The 23,932-nt window shown below is 72.5% G+C and carries 23 protein-coding genes and 1 pseudogene; 6 read left to right on the top strand and 18 right to left on the bottom strand.

Annotated elements, in window-relative coordinates; genetic code table 11:
* Positions 1-393, top strand: a pseudogene (locus B9S57_RS13670) (NUDIX hydrolase); the annotation flags it as partial.
* Between the two features lie 77 nt (positions 394-470).
* Here the strand turns inward: B9S57_RS13670 and B9S57_RS13665 are convergent.
* Positions 471-1,754: an adenylosuccinate synthase gene (locus B9S57_RS13665; RefSeq protein WP_103515832.1), complete on the bottom strand. Its 1,284-nt coding sequence runs from the start codon at positions 1,752-1,754 to the stop codon at positions 471-473.
* Between the two features lie 186 nt (positions 1,755-1,940).
* Between B9S57_RS13665 and B9S57_RS13660 the strand changes: the two genes are divergently transcribed.
* The gene (locus tag B9S57_RS13660; protein ID WP_103515831.1) at positions 1,941-2,780 is read left to right on the top strand and encodes a diacylglycerol kinase; all 840 of its coding nucleotides are present in this window, start codon (positions 1,941-1,943) and stop codon (positions 2,778-2,780) included.
* Between the two features lie 84 nt (positions 2,781-2,864).
* Here B9S57_RS13660 and B9S57_RS13655 read toward each other — a convergent pair whose 3' ends face one another.
* A complete protein-coding gene (locus B9S57_RS13655) occupies positions 2,865-3,377 on the bottom strand; it encodes a GbsR/MarR family transcriptional regulator (protein ID WP_103515842.1) in 513 nt (170 codons plus the stop codon).
* Between the two features lie 92 nt (positions 3,378-3,469).
* Between B9S57_RS13655 and B9S57_RS13650 the strand changes: the two genes are divergently transcribed.
* The 3 genes from B9S57_RS13650 to B9S57_RS34455 are packed head-to-tail and all read left to right on the top strand — an operon-like array spanning position 3,470 to position 6,507.
* Positions 3,470-4,420: an ABC transporter ATP-binding protein gene (locus B9S57_RS13650; RefSeq protein ID WP_103515830.1), complete on the top strand. Its 951-nt coding sequence runs from the start codon at positions 3,470-3,472 to the stop codon at positions 4,418-4,420.
* Positions 4,417-6,075, top strand: a complete 1,659-nt coding sequence (locus B9S57_RS13645) for an ABC transporter permease (RefSeq protein ID WP_103515829.1) — start codon at positions 4,417-4,419, stop codon at positions 6,073-6,075. The genes B9S57_RS13650 and B9S57_RS13645 overlap by 4 nt, the downstream gene beginning before the upstream one ends.
* Before the next feature lie 36 nt (positions 6,076-6,111).
* Positions 6,112-6,507, top strand: a complete 396-nt coding sequence (locus B9S57_RS34455; protein ID WP_181011335.1) for a hypothetical protein — start codon at positions 6,112-6,114, stop codon at positions 6,505-6,507.
* Here B9S57_RS34455 and B9S57_RS13635 read toward each other — a convergent pair.
* The 16 genes from B9S57_RS13635 to B9S57_RS13560 all read right to left on the bottom strand — a co-directional run bounded on the left by B9S57_RS13635 (position 6,490) and on the right by B9S57_RS13560 (position 22,603).
* On the bottom strand, positions 6,490-7,695 hold the full coding sequence (locus tag B9S57_RS13635; protein ID WP_103515828.1) for a cytochrome P450: 1,206 nt from the start codon (positions 7,693-7,695) through the stop codon (positions 6,490-6,492). The genes B9S57_RS34455 and B9S57_RS13635 overlap by 18 nt on opposite strands.
* 9 nt (positions 7,696-7,704) lie before the next feature.
* On the bottom strand, positions 7,705-8,373 hold the full coding sequence (locus B9S57_RS13630) for a response regulator transcription factor (RefSeq protein WP_103515827.1): 669 nt from the start codon (positions 8,371-8,373) through the stop codon (positions 7,705-7,707).
* Positions 8,370-9,674 carry a sensor histidine kinase gene (locus tag B9S57_RS13625; protein WP_103515826.1) on the bottom strand — a complete coding sequence of 435 codons (1,305 nt, stop codon included), beginning with the start codon at positions 9,672-9,674 and terminating at the stop codon, positions 8,370-8,372. Before B9S57_RS13625 ends, B9S57_RS13630 begins: the two co-directional genes overlap by 4 nt.
* 73 nt (positions 9,675-9,747) lie before the next feature.
* The gene (locus B9S57_RS13620) at positions 9,748-10,623 is read right to left on the bottom strand and encodes an alpha/beta hydrolase (RefSeq protein WP_103515825.1); all 876 of its coding nucleotides are present in this window, start codon (positions 10,621-10,623) and stop codon (positions 9,748-9,750) included.
* A gap of 116 nt (positions 10,624-10,739) precedes the next feature.
* Complete coding sequence (gene kynU, locus B9S57_RS13615; protein ID WP_103515824.1) at positions 10,740-11,936, bottom strand: kynureninase; 1,197 nt, start codon at positions 11,934-11,936, stop codon at positions 10,740-10,742.
* Positions 11,929-12,777 (bottom strand): tryptophan 2,3-dioxygenase family protein, encoded by an 849-nt coding sequence (locus B9S57_RS13610; RefSeq protein ID WP_103515823.1) that lies wholly within the window; start codon positions 12,775-12,777, stop codon positions 11,929-11,931. Before B9S57_RS13610 ends, kynU begins: the two co-directional genes overlap by 8 nt.
* 153 nt (positions 12,778-12,930) lie before the next feature.
* On the bottom strand, positions 12,931-13,344 hold the full coding sequence (locus tag B9S57_RS13605; RefSeq protein ID WP_103515822.1) for a DUF3151 domain-containing protein: 414 nt from the start codon (positions 13,342-13,344) through the stop codon (positions 12,931-12,933).
* 3 nt (positions 13,345-13,347) lie between these two features.
* Positions 13,348-14,856: a DHA2 family efflux MFS transporter permease subunit gene (locus tag B9S57_RS13600; RefSeq protein ID WP_103515821.1), complete on the bottom strand. Its 1,509-nt coding sequence runs from the start codon at positions 14,854-14,856 to the stop codon at positions 13,348-13,350.
* A 61-nt stretch (positions 14,857-14,917) separates the two neighbouring features.
* A complete protein-coding gene (locus tag B9S57_RS13595) occupies positions 14,918-16,078 on the bottom strand; it encodes a MalY/PatB family protein (protein WP_103515820.1) in 1,161 nt (386 codons plus the stop codon).
* Between the two features lie 82 nt (positions 16,079-16,160).
* On the bottom strand, positions 16,161-17,192 hold the full coding sequence (gene fbaA, locus B9S57_RS13590; RefSeq protein ID WP_103515819.1) for a class II fructose-bisphosphate aldolase: 1,032 nt from the start codon (positions 17,190-17,192) through the stop codon (positions 16,161-16,163).
* A gap of 179 nt (positions 17,193-17,371) precedes the next feature.
* Positions 17,372-17,911 carry an orotate phosphoribosyltransferase gene (gene pyrE / locus B9S57_RS13585; RefSeq protein ID WP_103515818.1) on the bottom strand — a complete coding sequence of 180 codons (540 nt, stop codon included), beginning with the start codon at positions 17,909-17,911 and terminating at the stop codon, positions 17,372-17,374.
* Between the two features lie 30 nt (positions 17,912-17,941).
* Entirely contained in the window at positions 17,942-18,736 is a 795-nt protein-coding gene (locus B9S57_RS13580; RefSeq protein WP_103515817.1) for an aldose epimerase, read from the bottom strand.
* Positions 18,737-18,767: 31 nt separating this feature from the next.
* Positions 18,768-19,706, bottom strand: a complete 939-nt coding sequence (locus tag B9S57_RS13575; RefSeq protein ID WP_103515816.1) for a carbon monoxide dehydrogenase — start codon at positions 19,704-19,706, stop codon at positions 18,768-18,770.
* An 84-nt stretch (positions 19,707-19,790) separates the two neighbouring features.
* Complete coding sequence (locus B9S57_RS13570) at positions 19,791-21,389, bottom strand: polyamine aminopropyltransferase (RefSeq protein WP_103515815.1); 1,599 nt, start codon at positions 21,387-21,389, stop codon at positions 19,791-19,793.
* Positions 21,390-21,509: 120 nt separating this feature from the next.
* Positions 21,510-22,031 carry a DUF2617 family protein gene (locus B9S57_RS13565; protein WP_103515814.1) on the bottom strand — a complete coding sequence of 174 codons (522 nt, stop codon included), beginning with the start codon at positions 22,029-22,031 and terminating at the stop codon, positions 21,510-21,512.
* Positions 22,032-22,339: 308 nt separating this feature from the next.
* Entirely contained in the window at positions 22,340-22,603 is a 264-nt protein-coding gene (locus B9S57_RS13560) for a hypothetical protein (RefSeq protein ID WP_103515813.1), read from the bottom strand.
* Positions 22,604-22,727: 124 nt separating this feature from the next.
* Here B9S57_RS13560 and B9S57_RS13555 point away from each other — a divergent pair, with 124 nt between their 5' ends.
* On the top strand, positions 22,728-23,891 hold the full coding sequence (locus B9S57_RS13555) for a pyridoxal phosphate-dependent aminotransferase (RefSeq protein ID WP_103515812.1): 1,164 nt from the start codon (positions 22,728-22,730) through the stop codon (positions 23,889-23,891).
* Positions 23,892-23,932: the final 41 nt, after the last annotated feature.

Here is a 23,932-nt window from a genome sequence, read left to right as displayed (position 1 = left end):
CGCGCGGGCACGGGGGCGCCCCGGCCGGGAGCGGTGCGGGTGGCCGCCCATGCCGGAGCGACGGTGCTGCTGGGCGCGCTCTCCCTCGTCCTGACCGCGGTGCTCCTGCTCACCGCGGTCCGGGGGCTGTTCTACGGGTTCGTGGACGGCGGCCCCTACGACAACGCCTGGGGCGGCCCGAGCCCGGCGGGCGCGTGGCTCACCCACTTCGCGGTCGCCGTCCCCTGCTCCCTCGCCGCGCTCGCGGCGCTGTACGGCGTCACCCGTCTGCACGAGCGGATGACGGAGCCCTTGCGCGGAGGCCACAGGCCCGGCTGGGTGGTGCCCGTGGTGCTCGTCTGCTCGGCGGCCGGGGCGCTGTTCGTGGTCGCCTTCCTCCGGCAGCTCCCCTGACGGCGCCGCCCGCACCCGGAAACGCGACGGCGGCCGGACCTTCCTCGAGGAAGGTCCGGCCGCCGTCGTACGGTCCCCTAGAGGAAGGAGTTGATCTCGATGGTCTCGGTCCGGCCGGGGCCGACGCCGATCGCGGAGATCGGGGCGCCGGACATCTCCTCCAGCGCCTTCACGTACGCCTGCGCGTTCTTCGGCAGGTCGCCGAAGGTCTTGGCCTTCGTGATGTCCTCGGACCAGCCCGGCAGCATCTCGTAGATCGGCTTCGCGTGGTGGAAGTCGGTCTGGTTGTACGGGAGCTCCTCGACGCGCTTGCCGTCGATCTCGTACGCCACGCACACCGGGATCTGCTCCCAGCCGGTCAGCACGTCCAGCTTGGTGAGGAAGAAGTCGGTGAGACCGTTGACCCGGGTCGCGTACCGCGCGATGGGGGCGTCGAACCAGCCGCAGCGGCGGTCACGGCCGGTGGTGACACCACGCTCGCCGCCGATCCGGCGCAGCGCCTCGCCGTCCTCGTCGAGAAGTTCCGTCGGGAAGGGGCCGGCACCGACGCGGGTGGTGTAGGCCTTGAGGATGCCGATGACCCGGCTGATCTTCGTCGGGCCCACGCCGGCACCGGTGCAGGCGCCGCCCGCGGTCGGGTTCGACGAGGTGACGAAGGGGTAGGTGCCGTGGTCGACGTCCAGGAGCGTGCCCTGGCCGCCCTCGAAGAGGACGACCTTGCCCTCGTCGATGGCGTTGTTCAGGATCAGCGTCGTGTCGGCGACGAACGGCTTGATCTGCTCCGCGTACTGGAGCATGTCCTCGATGACCTTGTCGGCCTCGATCGCGCGCCGGTTGAAGACCTTGGCCAGGAGCTGGTTCTTCTGCTCCAGCGCCGCTTCGACCTTCTGCTCCAGGATCGACTCGTCGTAGAGGTCCTGGACGCGGATGCCGACACGGTTGATCTTGTCGGCGTAGGTCGGGCCGATACCGCGCCCGGTCGTGCCGATCTTCCGCTTGCCGAGGAAGCGTTCCGTCACCTTGTCGACGGTGACGTTGTACGGAGTGATCAAATGAGCGTTGCCGCTGATCAGGAGCTTGGACGTGTCGACGCCTCGCTCGTTCAGACCGCTCAGCTCGGAGAGCAGGACCGCCGGGTCGACGACGACACCGTTACCGATGACCGGGGTACACCCCGGCGACAGGATTCCGGAGGGGAGGAGATGCAGTGCGTACTTCTGGTCGCCCACGACGACCGTGTGGCCGGCATTGTTGCCGCCCTGGTATCGCACCACATAGTCAACGGATCCACCGAGGAGGTCGGTGGCCTTCCCCTTGCCCTCGTCACCCCACTGAGCACCGAGCAGCACAAGTGCGGGCACAGGCGTACACCCCTTCCGGGCGGGGCATGTCCAAGGTCAGGGGGCGTACGTAAAGGTCGTACCTGCCGCACGACGATGTACGGCAAAGCCTGAGCCGTCGAACCGGGTGCCCCGGAATAGACGAAGCCCCTGGCGCAATAGCGCAAGGGGCTCTTGCACCAAGATGCTACCCGAGGAAGGACCGAGGTGTCGGCTGCAGAGCCCCCCGGCGACGGCGACCACCAGCTACTCGTGCTCATCGACCCCCTTGCCCGCCGCTACGACGGCGAGTCCGTGCGCATCGCGAAGGACGTCCTGAGCGCGGGCGCGCACGCCAAGATCTGTCTCCCGGACGGTCCCGACGAATTCGCCAGGGCCCTGTCACGGAGGGGGTCGAGGCGTCCGGTCGTCGTCGGCGACGACCACGCGCTGCTGCGCGCGGTGTCCCAGCTCCACCGGGAGCGCGAGCTCTCGGACAGCTCGCTCTCCCTGATCCCGGTGGGCGCCGCCCACTCACTGGAACTCGCCCACGCCCTCGGCGTGCCCCGGGGAGCGGTCGCGGCCGCGCGCACGGCGCTCGACGGGACCGCGCGCCGGCTGGACCTGCTCGTCGACGACAGCGACGGTGTGGTCCTGGGAGAGCTGCGCATACCCGCGGCCAGACCCTCGCCCGGCCCGTCCCACACGGTCTGGGACACCTGCCGCAGCCTCGTGGCCTCCCTGGTCCGGCCCGCCCCGCCCTCGCCCTCCGGCCCCTCCGGCACCCACCGGCTGCGGGTCGAGGCGGACGGCGTCCTCCTGAACGACCTGGACCGGCCGGTGGAGGACGTCTCGGTCTCCGCCCAGGGCGACGGCGGCCTGGCGGACGTGGTGATCCACACGACGTCCGGCGAGACGCACACGGCCGAGGCCAAGGCGGTCACGGTGGCCGGACCCGACTTCCGCTACCGCGCGGACATACAGGTCGGGGGTCCGGTCAGGACCCGCACCTGGACCGTCCGCGCGGGTGCCTGGGGGCTGGTGCTCCCCGGGGAGGCGGGGCGCTGACGGGGTGGTGGGCGGCCCCGGCAGGCCGCCGGCCGCACGGGCCGGGCCTGCGCGCCCACGGCGTCCGCCCGACCCCACTCCGCCTCACTCCGGGGCCTTGCGGCTCTCCCGCCACCGGTCGAGGATGCCGAGCAGTTCCGCCTGCAGGAAGGTGAAGAACTCCGCCGTCTCCACGAGCCGGGCGCCCGCCGGGGTGTCCTCACCGAGCGAGCGGGCGCCCTCCCGCAGCGTGCGCTCCCAGCGGGTCAGCACCTGGTCGCGGCTGGCGAAGGTGGCGTACCAGATCTCGTTGTGCAGGCGGTAGCGGTCGCGGCGTGAGCCGGGGTCGCGTTCGCGGCCGACCATGCTGACCTGGGTGAGGTAGTTGACCGCGCCGGAGACCGCCGCCGGGCTGATCCGCAGCTGGCGGCCGAGCTCCGCCGAGGTCATGGAACCGTCGTCGTCGGCGAGGAGCGCGGCGAAGACGCGTGAGGCCATCCGCTGCATCCCCGCCTCCGTCATCTCGGCCGCGAAGCGCTCGACGAACAGTGACACCGCGTCCTCGTCACGCTCCGCGCCGTCCCCCGCCGCTCCGGGTCCCTCGGTCCCGCCGGCCATCGCGTCCACCACTTCCCCTGCTCCGCTCACGCCACAACTTTATACGCTTCCTTAACTTCACAACTTTGTGAAATCAGCGTACTTTCAGAAACATGACGAAGGCAATCACCGTCGCCGGACTGCACAAGTCGTTCGGGCGGACGCACGCACTGGACGGCCTCGACCTCGCCGTCGAAACAGGTGAGGTCCACGGCTTCCTCGGACCAAACGGAGCCGGGAAGTCCACCACCATCCGAGTCCTGCTGGGGCTGCTGCGCGCCGATTCGGGAGCGGCCCTGCTGCTCGGGAAGGACCCCTGGCACGACGCCGTCGCACTGCACCGGCGCCTGGCCTACGTGCCCGGCGACGTCGAGCTGTGGCCGAACCTCACCGGCGGCGAGGCCGTCGACCTGCTCTCCCGCCTGCGCGGCGGTTCCGACAAGCGGCGCCGCGACGAGCTGATGGAGCGCTTCGACCTCGACCCGACGAAGAAGGGCCGGGCCTACTCCAAGGGCAACCGCCAGAAGGTGGCCATCGTCGCCGCCCTGGCCTCCGACGCGGAACTGCTCCTCCTGGACGAACCGACCGCCGGGCTCGACCCCCTCATGGAGGTGGTCTTCCAGGACGTCATCCTGGAGGCGAAGGCCGCGGGCAGGACCGTGCTGCTCTCCAGCCACATCCTGGCCCAGGTCGAGAAGCTGGCCGACCGGGTCAGCATCATCCGGCTCGGCAGGACGGTGCAGTCAGGGTCGCTCAGCGAGATGCGGCATCTGACGCGTACGACGATCGAGGCCGAGACGGAACGGCCCGCCACCGGCCTCGACGCCCTGCCGGGCGTGCACGCGGTGGAGGTCACCGACGCCGGGGCCGGACAGGGGACCGGAGTGCGGTTCGCCGTGGACGGCGGCCACCTCGACGCAGCGGTGCGCGCGCTCGCCGGGTTCGGTGTACGCGGTCTGATCAGCCATCCGCCCACCCTGGAGGAGCTCATGCTCCGCCACTACGGCGACGAGCTCGCCGCCAACGGCCACACCCCCGCGGCCTCACCCGGGAACGCGCGATGAGCGCCACGACGGCCGCCCGCACGCCCGCGGCAGCGCGGACCCTCTCCACCCCCGGAGCACTGGCGGGGACCCGCACACTGGTCCGGTTCAACCTGCGCAGGGACCGCGTCCGGCTGCCGGTGTGGGTCCTCGCGCTGTTCCTGTCCACGCTCGCCACGGCCGACAAGTTCACGACGCTGTACGCCGCACCCGAGGACCGTGCCTCCCTCCTCGCCACCATGGACAGCCCCGCCGGGCTCGCCATGACCGGGCCCCGGCACTATCTGGACGACTACACCTTCGGCTCGATGCTGGGTCACCAGATGCTCGGCTTCCTGGCGGTGCTGGTCGGCCTCATGAGCGTCCTGATCGTCACCCGTCACACCCGCGACGAGGAGGAGACCAACCGCGCCGAGCTGGTCCGCTCCACCGTCGTCGGACGCCACGCCCACCTGGCCGCCGCGCTCTGGGTCGCGGTGATCGCCGACCTCTCGCTCGCCGTCCTGCTGGCCGCCGGGCTCGGGGCCATGGACCTGGGGCCGGACGGCGCCGCGGGGGCGCTGGTCTACGGCCTCGCGCACGCGGCCGTCGGCCTCGTCTTCGCGGGTGTCGCCGCGATCACCACGCAGATCACCGCCCACACCCGGGGCGCGTCCGGCATGGCGCTGGCCGTCATCGGGCTCGCCTACGTCCTGCGCGCCGCGGGTGACGCGGGCGGCGACGACGCGCTCTCCTGGCTCTCGCCGATCGGCTGGATCCAGCGCACCTACCCCTACGTGGACAACCACTGGTGGCCGCTGCTGCTCTGCGCGGCGCTCGCCGTCCTCTGCGCCGGCACCGGATTCGTCCTGTCGACACGGCGTGACGTGGGGGCGGGGCTCCGCGCCGGCCGGCCGGGCTCCCCGACGGCGTCCCGGGCGCTGCTGGGGCCGCTGGGGTTCGCGCTGCGGCTGCACCGCTCCGTGCTGGCCGGATTCGTCGCCGGGCTGTTCGTGATGGGCGCCATGTACGGATCCATCCTCGGCGAGGTCGAGGACATGCTCGGGAGCATCGACCAGATCCAGGAGGCGCTCCGGAGGATCGGCGGCGCCACCATGGCCGAGTCGTTCGCCTCGATGATCATGGTGATCCTCGCCGTCGTGGCCTCCGTGTACGTCGTCATGGCGTCTCTGCGGCCCCTGGCCGAGGAGCACGCGGGCCGCGCCGAACCGCTCCTGGCGACCGGCCTGTCCCGCGCCCGCTGGGCGGGCAGCCATCTGGCCGTCGCGCTCGCGGGCGGCACGGCGCTCCTGCTCGCCGGCGGACTGGGCATCGGTGTCCTGGGGGCGGCCTCCACCGATGATCCCGGGCTGGTGCTGTCCCTGACCGGTGCGGCGCTCGCCTACGCCCCCGCGCTGTGGGTGACCGCAGGGGTGGCCTCGGTCCTCTTCGGCTGGCTCCCCCGCGCGGCCCGGGCCGCGTGGACGGTCCCGGTGTACGCCTTCGTGACCGGCTACCTGGGCCAACTCCTCCGCTTCCCCGACTGGACGAACGACCTGTCCCCCTTCGGACACGTCCCGAAGCTGCCTGCGGCCCCCATGGAGTGGACCCCCCTGGCCGTCCTCACCGTGATCGCCGCGGCCCTGGTCCTGTTCGGTCTGGAGGGCTTCCGGCGGCGGGACCTGCAGACCACGTAGGGAACCGCCCGCCGGCGGGCCGCGTCCTGAGCACACATGAGGCAACGGGACGCGGCCGGGTACGGCGGGTGTGCGACGGCGGTGCTCGGGGCGGTCACCGCCCTGTCCGTCTGGGGTTCGTCCCGCCGCACCCGCGTACACATGGGCGGCGGCTTCGAGGGGCAGGGCGGCGACCTCTCCGTCCTGTGGACGGAGCTGCCCCTCGTCGTGCTCGCCGGGGCCCTGGTCCCCCCGGCCGCCTGGCTGCTGACCCTGCGTCTGCTGCGCGGGCACAGGGCGCTCCGGTTCCGTGTGCTGGCCGCGGCCGTGGGCGCGGCGGGCGTCCTCGCCCTGTCCGCGTGGGCGCTGCACGGCTGGGCGAACCCGCAGGGCCCGGACCGCGCACGGCTGTCCGGGGCCCTCGCCCCGGACACCTCAGATCTCGACCTGTAGCTCCCGCAGCCCCCGGATCACATAGCCCGGATTCCACTCGGGTTCCGCCACCAGCCGCATCCGCGGCGCCTTGCGGAGCAGTTCCCCGAACGAGGCGGCCATCTCCACGCGGGCCAGCGGAGCACCCAGGCAGTAGTGGATGCCCGCCCCGAAGGAGATGTGCGGGTTGTCCTGACGGGACAGGTCGAGCGTCTCCGCGTCGGCGAAGCGCTCCGGGTCCCGGTTGGCCGACGCGAAGAGCAGGGCGACCTGCGAACCGCGCGGGATGACCGTGCCGTCGATCTCGATGTCGTCCAGGACCCAGCGTGCGAACAGCGGCACCGGGGTGTCGTAGCGCAGGAGTTCCTCCACGGCGGTCGGCAGCAGAGCGTGATCGCCGCGCAGGGAGGCCAGCTGCTCGGGGTGCCGGAAGAGCATCCACCAACTGTTCGCGGTGGCGTTGACCGTCGCCTCGTGGCCGGCGTTGAGCAGCAGCACGCAGGTGGAGACGATCTCCTGCTCGGTCAGCCGGTCCTCGTCGTCATGGGCGGCGATGAGCCCGGAGATCAGGTCGGTTCCGGGGTCCGCGCGCCGTGCGGTGATCAGTCCCCGCAGATAGGCGGAGAATTCGACCGACGCCTGTACGGCGGCGCGCGCGGTCTCCTCCGGCGGATTCAGCTCGAACATCCCGCAGATCGCCGCCGACCACGGCCTCAGGAGCCCCCGGTCGGACTCCGGCACGCCCAGCATCTCGGCGATGACGGCCACCGGGAGCGGCTCCGCGACCGCGCTCAGCAGGTCGCCCCCTCCCGCCCGGACGAAGTCGTCGACGAGCCCGGCGGCCAGCCGCTCCACGGTAGGGACGAGCGCCTCGACCCTGCGGGGCGTGAACGCCTTCGAGACCAGCCGCCGGATCCGGGTGTGGTCGGGTGCCTCCAGATCGAGGATCCCGTGCCCGTTGAGCGTGTGGAAGGGCTCGTGGGCCTCCGGCGGCGCGGTGACGCCGAACTCGTCGTGGCCGAAGCGGTGCAGGTAGGTCCGCCCCAGCCGCCGGTCGCGCAGCAGCCCGGACACGTCGGAGTAGTGCGGGACGAGCCACTGCCGCGTCGGCTCGAAGTAGTGCGCCCGGCCGGTGGCGCGCAGCGCGGCGTAGGCGGGGTAGGGGTCGGCGACGAACGCCGGGGACCAGGGGTCGAAGGACACGTGCATGAGCCGACGCTATCCGGGCGTGACCAGCCGTGCCTCGTAGGCGAACACGGCCGCCTGGGTCCGGTCCCGCAGCCCCAGCTTCACCAGGACGCGGCTGACGTGCGTCTTGATCGTCGACTCGGCGACCACGAGGTGCGAGGCGATCTCCAGGTTCGACAGCCCCTGGGCGATCAGCACGAGGACCTCCGTCTCCCGCTCGGTGAGGTCGCCGATCCTCGCCATGGCGGGCGGCCGCGGCGCTTCGGCGATCTTCGAGAACTCGGTGATCAGCCGCCGGGTCACCGTCGGGGCGAGCAGCGCCTCTCCGGACGCCACCACCCGCACGCCCTCGGCGAGCTGCCGCGCCGAGGCGTCCTTCAGGAGGAAGCCCGAGGCTCCCGCCCGCAGTGCCTGGTACACGTACTCGTCGAGGTCGAAGGTGGTCAGGACGAGCACCTTGGCGTCCGCGTCGGCGGCGACGATCTCCCGGGTCGCCTCGATGCCGTTGAGCTCCGGCATCCGGATGTCCATCAGCACCACGTCGGGCCGCAGGGCGGCGACCTGGGAGACGGCCTGCCGCCCGTCGACGGCCTCGCCGACGACCTCGATGCCGGGCATCGCGTTGAGCAGCACGGAGAACCCCTCGCGGACCATCATCTGGTCGTCGACGATCAGCACCCGGATCGGCGATTCGTTCACGCGGCGTCACCGCCGTCGCGCTGGACGGGCACCGGCAGGAACACGGCGACCTCGTACCCGCCGTCCCCGCTCGCCCCCGCGGTCATCTCCCCGTTCAGCATCGCGACCCGCTCCCGCATCCCCGTGATCCCGTGGCCGGCCCCCGGCGACGGCTTCACCAGCCCCCGGGCGGGACCGTTGACGACGCGCACCCCGAGCCCGCCGAGCACATAGCCGATCTCCACCTTGGCGGTGGCGCCCGGTGCGTGCCGGAGCGTGTTGCTCAGCGCCTCCTGGACGATCCGGTACGCCGAGAGCTCCACGCCCTGCGGCAGCTCCCGCACCGCGCCGGTGACGGTCTTCTCCGTCTCCAGACCCGTCTCCCGGACGTTGTCCAGCAGCCGGTCGATCTCGGCGAGCGTGGGCTGCGGGGCGTCCGGCGCCTCGTGGTCCTCCGCCCGGACGACGCCCAGGACGCGGCGCAGCTCGGTGAGGGCCGCGACGGCGTTCTCCCGGATGGTGACGAAGGCCTGTTCCAGCTCGGGCGGCGGATTCTCCACCCGGTACGGGGCCGCCTCGGCCTGGATGGCGACGACGGACATGTGATGGGCGACGACGTCGTGCAGCTCACGGGCGATGGTGGTGCGCTCCTCCAGGAGCGTGCGCCGGTCGCGTTCCACGGCGGTGACGGTGCGCTGCACGGTCACCTCGCGACGCGCCTCGCGGCGCACCTGCACCAGGGCGACGAGGAGCAGGGCGAACGCGGAGGCCACCGCCATCGGCGCGGTGTTGGAGAAGCCTGGGCCCATGTTCCCGAGGAAGCTCCCGACGAGCAGGGTGATCAGCCACATCCAGGCGGCCGTACGGGGCCGTGTCCGTGCCGCGACCACGATCAGCACCCCCAGGTGGCAGGCGAACGCGCTCGGCTGCCAGGGCCAGTCGCCGCTCCCGACTATCGCCACCACCGGGGTCGACACGATCGACACCCAGAACGCGAGGACGGGCCGTACCAGCGTCATCAGCAGCGTGCAGGCGGGCAGGAACCCGGTGATGACGGTCGCGAAGCCGAACGGGGAGTAGGTGTTCGCGGAGAAGACGCCCTCCATCAGCGAGATCAGCGCGACCATGCCCACGACCGCGTGCGGGAACCAGACGGCACCCGCGCGGAACGGCTTCGGGAGGCGTCGGACGATCGGCCCGTCCGTGCCCAGGGGGCCCAGCGGACGGTAGTCGAACGCGTTGTGGAACAGGTCCTGCCGCAGGCCGTCCGTCGCCCCTGCGGCCAGCCGGAACTCCGGGCTTCTGGTCTTGGTCTCGGTCACGCTTCCACGGTAGGGCCCGCGCCTGCCCCGGTCGTCAGCAGTGATGCGGATCCTTCGCCGTCCGTCGTAAGTACTACCAGGCCAGCTGGGCGATCTCCTCGGCCACCACCGCGCAGGCGTCCGCCGAGGGGTCGATCAGCGGGAAGTGCCCGACCTCGTCCAGCAGCGTGAGCCCCACCATCTCGCCGGCCTTCGCCGCCGCGTCCACGAACGCCTCGGTGACCGCCTGCGGCACGGTGAGGTCCTCCACCCCCTGGACGACGGCCGTCGCGATGCCGGTCGGCAGCAGCAGCGCCGGATCGACGTGGGCGCCCCGTGCCTCGAAGGTGTACTCGCCCCCCAGGAGCTGGCGCACCGCGCCCGAGCAGACGTCCAGCTCCACCGCGCGCGCGAAGTCCCCGATCGGCGCCAGCGCGACCACCCCGCGCAGCGGCGGCGCGGCGGGCAGCCGCCAGGGCGATCCCTCCGGGAGCACATGGCGCGCGGCGGCCCACAGGGCGAGCTGCCCGCCGGCCGAGTGTCCGGTGACCACGGTCTTGCGCAGATCGGCTCCCGGAAGCTCCCGGGCCGCCAGTGCCGGCAGGGCGTCCATCGCCGCCGCCACGTCGTCGAACGTCTCGGGCCAGCGCCCCGCGACCGGACCGGCCCCATCCTGCTGCGGGATCTCACCGCCCCGCCGGTACTCGACGCTGGCCACGGCGAATCCGCGCCGCGCCAGGAAGTCCGCGAACGGCGAGACGTGCTGCCGGTCGTACGGCGCCCGCCAGGCACCGCCGTGCAGGAGCACGACGAGCGGAGCGCCGGTGCGGCCGTCCCGGGGCGCGAAGAAGTCGATCACCTGGTCGGGGTGGCTCCCATAGGCCGCGGACCCGTCGGGGGCGACCACCGGATGGGCGAACGCCGACTCGGTCTCGGCGGCTTCGCGATCACGCGCGGCAGAATCCGACATGCTGCTCCAACCGTCCTGTGCCCGTGCCCAACTGGACTGACCTGCGGGGACGGTACCAGTACGGCGGAGTGCCGCCGTACGGGCCCGGATCATGGACCCGCACGGCGGCGGCACGCTCAGGCCGCCAGGACCTCCGCGAGGATCCGCGCCGCCCGCTCCGCGTCGGCGAAACCGACGTACAGCGGCGTGAAACCGAAGCGCAGGACGTCGGGGCGGCGCAGATCGCCGACCACACCGCGCTCGATGAGCACGCGCATCACCTCTGCTGTCCCGTCCGCGTTCTCGCACCGCAGCGAGACCTGGCTCCCGCGCTCCGCGTGGGAGACCGGGGTCACGGGCGCGACCCGGCCCTCGGGGGCGTAGGCGGCGACGCACTCCAGGAAGAAGTCCGTCAGCGCCAGGGACTTGGCCCGTACGGCCTCCACCGATACGCCGTCCCACACGTCCAGGGCCGACTCCAGGGCCAGCATGGACAGGATGTCCGGGGTGCCGACCCTGCCCCGCACGGAACCGTCCGCGGGGGCGTAGCCGGGCGTCATCGCGAACGGATCGGCGTGCGAGGTCCACCCGGGCAGGGGGGAGTCGAAGGCCTCCTGGTGGCGCTCGGCGACGTACAGGTAGGCCGGCGAACCGGGGCCGCCGTTGAGGTACTTGTACGTGCAGCCGACGGCCAGGTCGACCCCGTGCGCGTCCAGGCCCACCGGCAGGGCGCCCGCGCTGTGGCACAGGTCCCAGACGGCGAGCGCGCCCGCCTCGTGGGCGGCGGCGGTCAGGCCGGGCAGGTCGTGGAGCCTGCCCGTGCGGTAGTCGACGTGGTTCAGGAGGACCGCGGCCGTACGCGGCCCGAGGGCGGCCGGTACGTCGGACGGGGCGACCGGGACGACACGGTGGCCCGTCATGCGGGCCGCCGAGCCGGCGATGTACCCGTCCGTGGGGAAGGTCGACGCGTCGACGAGGATCTCGTCGCGCCCCTCACCCGCGAGCCGGGTGGCGGCGACGACGGCCTTGAAGACGTTCACGCTGGTGGAGTCGCCCACCACGATCTGCCCGGCGGCGGCCCCGACGAGCGGGGCGATCCGGTCACCGATCCGCTCGGGCGCCGTCCACCAGCCGCTCTCGCCCCAGGACCGGATGCGCAGCGCGCCCCACTCGCGGGTCAGGACCTCCTGCATGCGCGCGGGCACGTGACGGGGCAGCGCGCCGAGCGAGTTGCCGTCGAGGTAGACGGTGTCGTCGAGGGTGAACAGCTCGCGCAGGGGGGCCAGTTCGTCGGCGGTGTCGAGCGCCTCGGCGCGCTCCTTGAAATCAGACATGGCTACGCGCCGTCCACAGCTCGGGGAACACGCTCTTGGTGGCCCGCTTCTCCAGCCAGGCGACCCCGGCCGACCCGCCGGTGCCGGTCTTCGACCCCATCGCCCGCCGGGTGGCGGTCAGGTGGTCGTTGCGCCAGCGCCACACCAGCTCGCCGACGTCGGTCAGCACCTCGCCGAGCCGCACGAGCTCGTCGTTCTGGTCCGGGGCGCCGTAGATCTCCGCCCAGACGGCCTCGACCGCGGGGGACGGCTCGTACCTCTGCGACAGATCGCGTTCGAGCACCGACCGGGGTACGGGGTATCCGCGCCGGGCCAGCAGCGCCAGCGTCTCGTCGTAGAGACCGGGCTCGTGGAGCGCCTTCTCCAGCTCGGCGTGGACGCGGGGCGCGCCCCGGTGCGGGACGAGCATGGACGCGGACTTGTCGCCCAGCAGGAATTCCATCCGGCGGTACATCGCCGACTGGAAGCCGGACCCCTCGCCGAGCGATGCCCGGTAGGAGTTGAACTGGGCGGGTGTGAGGCCCGCCAGCGGCTTCCAGGAGGCGTTCAGCGCCTCCAGCTCCCGCAGCGAGCGCTTCAGGGCGTCCCTGGCGACCGGTATGCGGTCCTCGCGCAGGGCGTGGGCGGCGGTCTCCCACTCATGGACGATGACGGTGAACCACAGCTCCATGACCTGGGTGGTGACCAGGAAGACCATCTCGCCGGGGTCGTCCGAACGAAGGTGCTGGAGGTGGGTCAGGACGTCCGCCTGGACATAGTCCTCGTACGGCGTCGTTCCCGCGAAGTCCAGGTGCGGGGTGTCCGCACCGGTGGCTTCGGGGTCGGGGTGGTTCGTCGACATTTCTGTCTCCTCGACACGAGCTTCCGGGTAGCGGTCCGCCCCTTCCTCTGAGGTGGTGGAGCTCCGGTCCCCTGCTCGGCATCCTAACGGCCTTCCCGAGGACACGTCGGGCCCCGCGGGCTGCGCCCGCGGGGCTCGGAAGGCGGGATCGGCTCAGCCCAGGGTGTCGGCGGCGGTCTGCGAGGAGTCCCGCAGGAAGGACGAGCAGCGCTCGTACTCCTCCTGCTCACCGATCGACTGCGCGGCGCGCGCGAGGGCGTGCAGGGCCCGCAGGAAGCCGCGGTTCGGTTCGTGCTCGAACGGGACGGGGCCGTGGCCCTTCCAGCCCGCACGGCGCAGGGCGTCGAGACCGCGGTGGTAGCCGGTGCGCGCGTAGGCGTAGGACTCGATCACCCGGCCGCCCTCGTACGCCTCGTCGGCGAGCTGCGCCCAGGCCAGCGAGGACGTGGGGTACTTCGCGGCGACGTCGGCGGGCGCCGTGCCGGCGGCGAGCAGCTCGCGCGGCTCCGGGTCGTCGGGCAGGTGGGTCGGGGCGGGGCCCCCGAGCAGGTTCTCGTGGATGGACATGGCTCAAGTGTGCCTGGATCCCGGCTCCGGCTCCAAGGGCGGGGCCGTGACGCCACAGTGCGTCGCACACTCCGGCCGCGGCCCACGACCCGCCTCGGCGGGCTTGCGTACGGCCAGGAAGGCGATCACCGAACCCGCCGCGAGCAGCCCCGCGCACATCGGCATCGCCCGCCGGAACGTCGAGGCGAACTCGCCCGCGTCGCGGTACGCCTCCGGGCCCATCCCCGCCAGCAGCGGGAGCGCGGCCACCGCGAGCAGTCCGGCGGCCCGCGCCGCCGCGTTGTTGATGCCGCTGGCGAGCCCGGCCCGGCCGGTGTCCACGGCGGCCAGGACGGTCGCGGTGAGCGGGGCCACCAGGGTGACCATGCCGAGGCCGAGCACCAGCACGGCGGGCAGGACGTCCGTCAGGTAGGACGCGCCGGGGCCGACCCGCAGCATCAGGAGCATCCCGGCCGCCGCCAGCAGCGGGCCGGCGGTGAGCGGGATGCGGGGCCCGATCCGCCGCCCGAGGTCGCCGGCGGACGCGGAGAAGAGCAGCATCAGCACCGTCGTGGGCAGGAGCGCGGTGCCCGCGCCGAGCGCCGAGTATCCGGCGACCACCTGGAGCTGGATCGCGGACAGGAAGAAGAACCCGCCGAGGGCCGCGTACACACAGAACGTCACGATGTTGACGGCCGTGAACTGCCGCGACGCGAAGATCGACGGCGGCACCATGGGGTCGGCCCGGCTCCGCTCCACCCGTACGAACGCCGCCCCCAGGACCACACCGCCGAGGGCCGCGCCGATCACCAGGACGGACGCGCCCTGCTCCGGCACCTCGATCAGCGCGTAGGTGACCAGGGCGAGCGCCAGCGCGGCGAGCGCGGCACCCAGCACGTCGAACCGGCCGTGGGTGTCCGGGTCCCTCGACTCCGGTACGTGGCGCAGGGCCACGGGCACGCAGACCGCGGCGAGCGGCAGGTTGAGCAGGAAGACCCACCGCCAGCCGGGCCCGTCCACCAGCCATCCGCCGAGGAACGGTCCGACCGCCGCCCCCACCCCGCCGAGGCCGGACCAGAGGCCCACGGCGCGGGCCCGGTCGTCGGGGTGGAAACTCGCCTGGATGATCGCCAGCGATCCAGGGGTGAGCAGTGCGCCCCCGGCCCCCTGCAACGCCCGCGCGGCGATCAGCACCTCGGCGTTCGGCGCGATCCCGCACAGCAGGGAGGCCACTGCGAACCAGACCACTCCGACGACGAACACCCGCCGCCGCCCGAACCGGTCCCCGAGCGCACCGCCGAGCAGGATCAGCCCGGCCAGCGTGAGCATGTAGGCGTTGACGGTCCACTGCAGAGCGGCCAGATCGGTGCCGAAGTCCCGGCCGATGCGCGGCAGGGCCACGTTGATGACCGTGGAGTCGAGCAGGGCCATGCTCGACCCGAGCACGGTGGTCAGGACGACCCAGCGCCCCACGGGCGAGGCGACCCGGATCCCGTCGCCGTCCGCACCGGCCGCGCCGTCCGCGTGAGTCATAGGAGCAGCATCACCGCTGCCCGGCCGGAAGGCCATTCCTGCGCGCCTGTTCCCGCCCTGATCAGGCCACGGCCCGCACCGCCCGCACCAGCGCCGACACCCCCGCCTCCGCCTTGCCCCGCGCACACCCCACGTTCAGCCGCAGGAACCCGGGCGCCCCGTAGACCGCCCCCGGCATGATGGCGACCTTCTCCCGCTCGATCAGCGCCTGCTGCAACGCCTCGTCGTCCACACCCAGGGGACGCAGGTCGATCCACGCCAGATAGCCGGCCTCCGGCGGCTCCCACCCCAGCTCGGGGAAGGCCGCGTCCAGCCGCTCACCGACCAGCGCCAGATTCCCCGCGGTGTACGCACGGACCTCGTCGAGCCAGGCCCCGCCCTCGCGGTAGGCCGCGATGTGCGCGGTCAGCGACAGCACCGCGGGGGAGGCGAGCCCCTCCCCCGTCTCCATCCGGCGCAGGTACTCCGCCCGGTCCGCCGGGTCCCCGATGAGCCCGTAGGAACCGGTCAGCGCCGGGAAGTTGAAGGACTTCGAGGCGGAGGTGATGACCGCCCAGCGCTCGTCCCCGGCGATGCGCGCGTAGGGGACGTGGGTGTACCCGTCGTGCACGAAGTCCGCGTGGATCTCGTCGCTGATCACCGCCACGCCGTGGCGCCCGGCGAGCGTCCTCATCTCGCGCAGCTCGGCCTCCGTCCACACCCGGCCCGTCGGGTTGTGCGGCGAGCAGAGCACCAGGACCTTCGTGTCGGGGCGGGCCAGCTCCGCGTCGAGGGCGGCGGTGTCCCCCACCGGCACACCCCGCAGCTCGCGACCGAGCCCCAGGACCGCCTTGCGGAAGCCGTCGTACGTCGGGGTGTGGACGACCACGCCCTCGCCCTCGGCGGTCCACATCCGGAGCAGCTGCGAGAGCTGGCTGAGCACGGACGGGCCGTAGACGAGGCGGCCGGTGTCGATGCGGGTGGCGTAGCGGGTCTCGTACCAGTGCGCGACGGCCGACAGGAAGTCGTCCTGCTGCCAGGTGGTGTAGCCGAGAACCCCGTGGTCCAGGCGGGCGCGGAGCGCGGCCAGCACCTCGGGGGCGGTCTCGAAGTCCATGTCCGAGATGGTGAAGGGCAGCAGCCCGTCCACCCCGAAGCGGTCGGCGACCCCGTCCCACTGGACGCACCAGGTGCCCCGGCGGTCGATGACGGTGTCGAAGTCGTAGCGCGCGGGCGTACTCACAGCGGATCCTCACTCCTCGGACACGGGACGGGCCCGGTCCCCCGAGGGGGAGACCGGGCCCGCCGTCACGTCCGTGACGTACCTACTTGAGCTTGGTGCCTGCGGAACGCAGGTTGCCGCAGGCCTCCGTGACGCGCACGGCCATGCCGGCCTCGGCGGCCTTGCCCCAGGTGCGCGGGTCGTAGGTCTTCTTGTTGCCGACCTCGCCGTCGACCTTCAGGACACCGTCGTAGTTGCGGAACATGTGGTCCGCGACCGGGCGGGTGAAGGCGTACTGGGTGTCGGTGTCGAGGTTCATCTTCACGACGCCGTTCTCCAGCGCGGTGGCGATCTCCTCGGCGGTGGAGCCCGAGCCGCCGTGGAAGACGAAGTCGAACGGCTGGCTGCCGGCCGGCTTGCCGTACTTCGCGGAGACGCCCTGCTGGAGGTCCTTGAGGAGCTCGGGACGCAGGACGACGTTGCCCGGCTTGTAGACACCGTGGACGTTGCCGAAGGAGGCGGCCAGCAGGTAGCGGCCCTTCTCACCCAGGCCGAGCGCCTCGGCCGTACGCAGCGCGTCGTCGACGGTCGTGTACAGCTCGTCGTTGATCTCGTGCGTGACGCCGTCCTCCTCGCCACCCGTCGGGGTGATCTCGACCTCGAGGATGATCTTGGCGGCGGCCGCCTTGGCCAGCAGCTCCTGACCGATGGACAGGTTGTCGGCGAGGGTCTCGGCCGAACCGTCCCACATGTGCGACTGGAACAGCGGGTTCAGACCCTTGGCGACGCGCTCCGCGGAGACGTCGAGCAGCGGACGGACGTAGCTGTCCAGCTTGTCCTTGGGGCAGTGGTCGGTGTGCAGCGCGACCGTGATGTCGTACTTGGCGGCGACGATGTGCGCGAACTCGGCGAGGGCCACGGCGCCCGTCACCATGTCCTTGTTGTACTGGCCGCCCAGGAATTCGGCACCACCGGTGGAGATCTGGACGATGCCGTCGCTCTCCGCCTCCGCGAAGCCGCGCAGTGCAGCGTGCAGGGTCTGGGTCGACGTCACATTGATGGCCGGGTAGGCGAACTTGCCTGCCTTCGCCCGGTCGAGCATCTCGGCGTAGACCTCGGGGGTTGCGATGGGCATCTGTCCGCTCCTTGGGATGTGCGGGTGTGCAGTGCTTGGTCCCTGACCTGGGGGCGACGTCATCGTCGCCCTTATCTTCCCAGACTCTCGTCCCGGCTCGACGCTGCCCGTCGGGATAGCGCTCCCCGTTTCACGTGAAACGGGGAGCGCTATCCCGACGGGCAGCGTGGAGTCCCAGGTCAGGCCAGGTCGAGGTCGCCCACGGAGTAGACGTGGACGTAGGGCAGACCGGCCTCGGCGATCGCCGGAGCGGCACCTCGCTCCACGATCACGGCGACGGCCACGACCTCGCCGCCGGCCTCGCGCACCGCCTCGACCGCGGTCAGCGGCGAGCCGCCGGTCGTCGAGGTGTCCTCGACGACGAGGCAGCGACGGCCCTTGACGTCCGTGCCCTCGATGCGGCGCTGCATCCCGTGGGCCTTCTGCGCCTTACGGACCACGAACGCGTCCAGGCTCGTCCCGCGCGCCGCCGAGGCGTGCAGCATCGAGGTGGCGACCGGGTCGGCGCCCAGCGTCAGTCCGCCGACACAGTCGTAGTCCAGCTCGGCGGTGGCGTCGAGCATGACCTGGCCGACCAGCGGCGCGGCCTTGCCGTCCAGCGTGATCCGGCGCAGGTCGATGTACCAGTCGGCTTCCAGCCCCGAGGAGAGGGTCACCTTGCCGTGCACCACGGCCTTGTCCTTGATCTGCTGGAGCAGCTCAGCGCGTACGTCAGTCATGTCAACGAGGGTAAGCGCTGCCGCGGAGCGTCAGAGACGTACCCAGCTCCAGGTCGTCGTGATCTCCAGGGGCTCGATCGGGGTCACCAGCAGGGGTGCCGTGTTCAGCCCGTTGGGCGGACCGGACTGCGGCTCCACGCAGACAGCCTCGTCCTGCTCGTCGTAGACCACCACCCACTCGTCCCGGCTCCTGACCGTCAGCTCCAGCTGCCCGGGCCAGGTGAGCTTCACGTCGACGCCCTCCGGCATCCCGAAGCAGTCGTCCCACGGGCCGGGCAGCGGGTCGATCCGGCGACCGGTCGGCAGGTGGTTGTCGCCCCGCTCCTCCTGCCAGGCCGCGTCGAAGGCGATCCGTACGTCCTGACCCCCGAGGTTCCGGAGGAACCAGGGGTGCCACCCGGCCTGCGCGGGGAAGGAGTCCCCGTACGTCTCGATCCCGAGGCTCAGCGTCAGCGACTCCTCGGTCAGCTCGAACGACTGCGTCACCCGGCCCTCGTACGGCCAGGGGTCGGCCAGGTCGTAGAAGAAGGCGGCTTCCGCGTCGCCCTGCCGGGCGAGCTCCCAGGAGGTGTCGCGGCCGGTGCCGTGGATGGCGTGCGGCGGGGAGTTGAGCGGCATCTGATGCGGCTCGCCGCCGTTGCGGAACAGGCCGTTCTCGGTGCGGCCGCACCACGGCACCATGGGGAAGCAGCCGTACCGCTCGCCCTGGCGCAGCAGTTCGGTGCCCCCGATCACCAGGCTGCCGATCCGGCAGCCGTTCTCGGGGTCAACGGTCAATTCGACGTCGCCGGCGGTCAGCCGGGCGTTCTTCGCAACTCTGCTCACCCCCCCGACACTACTGGCGCGGGGCGCCCCGCTACGGCCTCCGGCGCCGCAGGGCCCTGCCCACCACCACGGCCGAGGCGATCGCCAGGGCGGCCGCCGGGGCGGCCCAGCGCAGCGTGATGCCCGCCGCACCCGCCTCGGGCGACGGCACGGGGGCGTAGCGGCCGCGCGGCGGGGCGTGGTCGACCTCCTCCGTGCTGCGGCCGATCATGGTGCGGCGCGCGTGCGCGGCCTCGGCGGGGGGTTCGTCCGGCACGGTGAATTCCAGTTCCGCCGACGGGTCGAGGGCGGGCGGCGGGACGGGCGCGTCGAACACCGACTCCTTGTCGGCCGAGGAGGAGTCCGCCGAGGAGGAGTCCTCGGCGGACGGCTCGGCGGGCGCCGCATCGGCGGAGGGGGACTCGGGAGACGGCGCCGGCTCCGCAGCGGGCACGTCGGCGCCCTGTCCGCCGGCACCGGACCCGTCAGACGCCTGCGCGCCGGTACCGGGCTCCTCGGCTCCCTGCGTGTCAGTGCCGGGTCCGTCGGCCGGTGCCGCCAGCGTCTCCGTCACCAGTTGCTGTGTGAAGCGGTCGAGCAGCCGCTGCGCCGCGGCGAGCGCCGCCGGCTCGTCCAGCTCCACGATGCGGCCGTCGCCGCTCACCGATCCGGTGAACCCGATGGTCGTCCCCCCGTCCGTCTCCCGGAGACCGACGGTCAGGGCCACCTTCGCCGAACCCGTGCCCCGCGCCTCCACGCCCTCCCCCGTCACGGAGAAGGAGTCACCCCCGGCCGAGGGCAGCAGCGTCAGCGCCCCGCGGTAGGTGATCGTGTGGCCGTCGGCCCGGAATCTCAGCCGGCCGGCCAGCGGGCCCGCCGACGCGTCGGCATCCTGCTGAAGCCCCGGCACGCAGCGCGCGACACGGACGGGATCACCGAGCGTCCGCCGCAGGGACGGGACCGGAACCGGAACGAACACCTCATGCTCCATACCGACCGAGCCTACTCAGCCCCGGCCGTCCCGTCAGCGCTTCCACACCCCGCGCACCGTGCGGGCCACACCGCACCGCCGTGCTCACGGTTCCTCCCGGTACCGGGGGTGGACCAGCGTCGACGGCAGAACCCCGTGCTGCCGGGCCCGCTCCACCGAGCGCAGGCCCGCCAGCAGTTCCCGCTCCTCCAGGGTCCGCGGCACGGGCGCCCCCGGGTCGATGCCGGGCCGGCCCACCGCGCGCCGGGCGGCCAGCACGAACCCCCAGTCCCGGGGTGCCTCCGTCCCGCCCGTGGCCCGGTCCGGGCCCGCCGCGAAGCCGGTGAGGCGCCCCTCGACGCGGTACGGCCGCGCCGCCAGGCCGCCCGCCCGTACCGACGCCTCCACCGTCCAGAACGTCGCGGGTCTGCTGCTCGGCGACCCCGCGTGCACCACCAGGCGGCCGCCCGGCTCCAGTGCCCCGGCGACCAGCCCGTAGAACTCCGCCGCGTAGAGCTTCGTGCTGGCCGTGATCCCCGGATCAGGGAGGTCCGAGACCACCACGTCGTAGCGGTCGTGGGTCTCCCGCAGCCAGGTGAAGGCGTCCGCGGAGACCGCTGTCAGCCGGGGGTCCTCGTACGCGTGGCCGTTCAGCGCGGAGAGTGCCGGGTCCGTGCGGGCCAGCCGGGTGACGGCAGGATCGAGCTCGACCACCACGACGCACTCCACGTCCGGATAGCGCAGCACCTCGCGGGCGGCCAGCCCGTCGCCCCCGCCCAGGATCAGCACCCGCCGGTGGGGCCCCTTCATCGCCGGGTGCACGAGCGCCTCGTGGTAACGGTGCTCGTCGCGGGAGCTGACCCGCAGCCGTCCGTCCAGGTAGAGGTCGAGCGAGCCGCGCCCCGGGCCCGTGAGGACGATCTCCTGCACCCCGGTCTGCACCGCGACCCGCACCTCCGAGCCGTACACCGCGCGCCGCGCGGCCCGCTCGAAGTCGTCCACCAGGACCGAGGCCGTGGCCAGCAGGAGGATCACCACGCCGTTGACGAGGATCAGCAGCCGGCGTGACCGGGGGTCCAGATCGCGCCGGAACACCCACAGCACCAGCGCCCCGCCCGCCGCCGCGTTGACCGTGCCCGTGAACAGCGCACCGGTCAGCTGCCCCAGCATCGGCAGGAGCAGGAACGGGAAGGCGAGTCCGCCGACCAGCGCGCCCACGTAGTCGGCGGCGAAGAGGTCCGCCACCGCCCCGCCCGCGTCCTGCCGGTCGACCCGCTGGATCAGCGTCATCAGCAGCGGGATCTCCGCGCCGATCAGGATCCCGATCGCCAGCGAGAAGCCCACCAGCGCGTAGCGCGACTCGCCGAGCCAGGCGAAGGAGGCGTACAGGGTGAGAGCGGAGGTGCCGCCGACCAGCGCGAGGGCGGCCTCGATCAGCCCGAACCCCACGGCGGCCCGGTCGCGTAAGCGTTTCGCGAGCAACGACCCGATGCCCATCGCGAACACCATCACGGAGAGCACCACGGAGGCCTGGGTGACCGAATCACCGATCAGGTACGAGGCCAGCGCGACCAGCTCCAGCTCGTACACCAGACCGCACGCGGCGCAGATGAACACCGCGGCCAGCACGAGGAACCGGCCGGTCCTCGGCCGCACGGGAAGCCGCGCCGCGCCCCCTCGCAGCGGCGTCTGCTGGTCGATCATGAAACGAACGCTACGTGACAGGAAGGTCGCGCCTTGTCACCCACACGGGTGTAAGTGACGCACGCCGGAAGCGCGACCCCACCACGCGCGCACCTCCCGGCAGGGACGGGCGCGCGCCCCTCAGGCGACGGGTGCGGGCACCCGCGCACCCACCCGCGTGCGGGTCACCACCAACTGGCCCTCCTGCGGATACGCGTGCCACGTCCGCCAGCGCACCTGCCCCTCGGTCCGCTGCGCGAGCATGGCCGTGAAGGCGTAGGGACTGCCGGGAAACGTCCCCGCCAGGCCGTGCGGATGGTCGGCCACCAGCGCGAGCAGCTCCTGCGCGCGCCCCGCGAACGAGCCCTCGGAGAGCGTCTCGACGCGCGCGGCGAACTCGTAGTCCCAGTCCCCCAGGCTCTCGGCGACCCCGAGCGGCAGCGGCGTGCTGCTGCCGGGCAGACAGGCGACGGTCTCGGAGCAGGTGCGGCGCTCCTGTTCCAGCAGTACCTGGTGGGAGGCGCCGAGCAGCCTCAACTGCACCTTGGCGCCCTCCAGCTCGAGGTCGAGCACGGCGAGGGCGGGCAGCGGCTCCCGCCCGAGCGCCCAGGCCAGATCTGCGGCTCGGGTATCGGAATAGGCGGTCTGAAGGGTCGTGAGCATGGATCGGCTCCGCAAAACGCACAGGGACACATGGACAGGAGGCACCCCCGTGCGGTGCACCGTGGGGGAGGGGAGCCCGATCCGGTCCAACTGGTGCCCGGGGGCTGAATGTTCTCTACATCGATGCAATCACGAAGTACGTCGCGCTCACAGCGCTTTTACCCAACTTGCCGTGGTTTCCATCCCTCAGGGGGCAGCACGGTTCATCTGTTCCCGAAGCTCCAACGAAAAGATGTCCGGCGGGAGTTCACCCCGCCGGACATCACGGGTCCGGCCGCCCCGCCCCCGTACGGGGCAGCCGGACCGTCTCAGTCGCCGCCGCCCCCGCCCCCGCCCCCGCAGGAATGCCCGCCGGAGTGACCGCCACCGCCACACGAGTGGCCGCCGCCGCTGTCACCGGCCCACCAGCTGCCTCCGTCGGACGAGCCTGACCCGCCGCCGCCCGAGCCGCGGCGCCCCTTGCGCCCCGCACGCCCCGCCAACGGCTTCTTCCGGCCGCCCGATCCCGAGGCGAGGGCGACGATCCCCACCACCACGGTCACCAGGAACACGATGAAGACGAACAACTCCATCGACCTCACATCCTTCTGTCCCCCGAAGCGAGGTCCGCTTCTCGACTGACCGGTGGATCCCCACGCCCCGCCGGGGCCAAAGCAGACTTGAGCAACTCCAGAGCTTCGGCACAGGATGGTCCGCATGACACAGGGACGACCGCTGCTCAACCGCCGCCTCGCCGAGTTCGGCACGACGATCTTCGCGGAGATGTCGGCACTGGCCGCGCGGACCGGATCGATCAATCTCGGCCAGGGCTTCCCCGACACGGACGGCCCCGAGTCCGTACGTGAGGCGGCGGTGCGCGCGCTGCGCGACGGCCGCGGCAACCAGTACCCCCCGGGGCCCGGAGTGCCCGAGCTCCGTACGGCCGTCGCCGCCCACCAGCAGCGCTTCCACGGCCTGACGTTCGACCCGGACACCGAGGTCCTCGTCACCGCGGGCGCCACGGAGGCCATCGCGGCCACGATGCTCGCCCTCCTGGAACCGGGCGACGAGGTCATCGCCTTCGAGCCGTACTACGACTCGTACGCCGCGGCCATCGCGATGGCCGGCGGCGCGCGCGTCCCGCTGCTCCTGCGCGCCCCCGACTTCCGCCCCGACCTCACGGCCCTGCGGGACGCGGTCACCGACCGCACCCGTCTGCTGCTCCTCAACTCACCGCACAACCCGACGGGCATGGTCCTCACCCGCGAGGAGCTCGCGGCGATCGCCGAGCTGGCGGTCGAGCGCGACCTGATCGTGGTGACCGACGAGGTGTACGAACACCTCGTCTTCGACGGCGAGCACATCCCGCTCGTCTCCCTGCCCGGCATGCGCGAGCGCACGGTCTCGATCTCCTCGGCCGGCAAGTCCTTCTCGTTCACGGGCTGGAAGGTCGGCTGGGTGACGGCCGCGGCCCCCCTCGTGACGGCCGTCCGCAGCGCCAAGCAGTATCTGACCTTCGTCTCGGCGGGCCCCTTCCAGTACGCGGTGGCCGAGGCCCTGCGCCTGCCGGACAGCTACTTCACCGGCTTCCGCGACGATCTGCGCGCCAAGCGCGACCTGCTCGCGGGCGGACTCGCGGAAGCGGGGTTCGAGGTGTACAGCCCCCAGGGGACCTACTTCGTCACCACGGACGTCGCCGCGCTCGGGGAGAAGGACGCCCTGGCCTTCTGCCGCGCGCTCCCCGGACGGTGCGGGGTCGTCGCCGTGCCCAACTCGGTCTTCTACGACGACCCGGAGGCAGGCCGCAGCCAGGTCCGCTTCGCCTTCTGCAAGCGCGAGAGCGTCCTGCGTGACGCGGTGGAGCGGCTGGGGCAGCTCTGAACCCGCAGCCCGCCCTCCGCCCGGCTGCGGCTCGGGGCGGG

This window comes from Streptomyces sp. SM10 (genome assembly GCF_002910915.1).
Lineage (GTDB): Bacteria > Actinomycetota > Actinomycetes > Streptomycetales > Streptomycetaceae > Streptomyces.
Note: the sequence above shows the minus strand (reverse complement) of the source record. Positions and strands in the feature narration are given on the sequence as shown.

Bases quoted from the DNA above. Each gene is read 5' to 3' on its own strand.
- B9S57_RS13560 (WP_103515813.1), bottom strand. From the start codon at position 22,603: ATGGAGTTGTTCGTCTTCATCGTGTTCCTGGTGACCGTGGTGGTGGGG.
- B9S57_RS13635 (WP_103515828.1), bottom strand. From the start codon at position 7,695: ATGCACGTGTCCTTCGACCCCTGGTCCCCGGCGTTCGTCGCCGACCCC.
- B9S57_RS13645 (WP_103515829.1), top strand. From the start codon at position 4,417: ATGAGCGCCACGACGGCCGCCCGCACGCCCGCGGCAGCGCGGACCCTC.
- B9S57_RS13610 (WP_103515823.1), bottom strand. From the start codon at position 12,777: ATGTCGACGAACCACCCCGACCCCGAAGCCACCGGTGCGGACACCCCG.
- B9S57_RS13655 (WP_103515842.1), bottom strand. From the start codon at position 3,377: ATGGCCGGCGGGACCGAGGGACCCGGAGCGGCGGGGGACGGCGCGGAG.
- B9S57_RS13565 (WP_103515814.1), bottom strand. From the start codon at position 22,031: ATGCTCACGACCCTTCAGACCGCCTATTCCGATACCCGAGCCGCAGAT.
- B9S57_RS34455 (WP_181011335.1), top strand. From the start codon at position 6,112: ATGAGGCAACGGGACGCGGCCGGGTACGGCGGGTGTGCGACGGCGGTG.
- pyrE (WP_103515818.1), bottom strand. From the start codon at position 17,911: ATGACTGACGTACGCGCTGAGCTGCTCCAGCAGATCAAGGACAAGGCC.
- fbaA (WP_103515819.1), bottom strand. From the start codon at position 17,192: ATGCCCATCGCAACCCCCGAGGTCTACGCCGAGATGCTCGACCGGGCG.
- B9S57_RS13600 (WP_103515821.1), bottom strand. From the start codon at position 14,856: ATGACTCACGCGGACGGCGCGGCCGGTGCGGACGGCGACGGGATCCGG.
- B9S57_RS13575 (WP_103515816.1), bottom strand. From the start codon at position 19,706: ATGGAGCATGAGGTGTTCGTTCCGGTTCCGGTCCCGTCCCTGCGGCGG.
- B9S57_RS13650 (WP_103515830.1), top strand. From the start codon at position 3,470: ATGACGAAGGCAATCACCGTCGCCGGACTGCACAAGTCGTTCGGGCGG.
- B9S57_RS13620 (WP_103515825.1), bottom strand. From the start codon at position 10,623: ATGTCGGATTCTGCCGCGCGTGATCGCGAAGCCGCCGAGACCGAGTCG.
- B9S57_RS13555 (WP_103515812.1), top strand. From the start codon at position 22,728: ATGACACAGGGACGACCGCTGCTCAACCGCCGCCTCGCCGAGTTCGGC.
- B9S57_RS13570 (WP_103515815.1), bottom strand. From the start codon at position 21,389: ATGATCGACCAGCAGACGCCGCTGCGAGGGGGCGCGGCGCGGCTTCCC.
- B9S57_RS13605 (WP_103515822.1), bottom strand. From the start codon at position 13,344: ATGTCCATCCACGAGAACCTGCTCGGGGGCCCCGCCCCGACCCACCTG.
- kynU (WP_103515824.1), bottom strand. From the start codon at position 11,936: ATGTCTGATTTCAAGGAGCGCGCCGAGGCGCTCGACACCGCCGACGAA.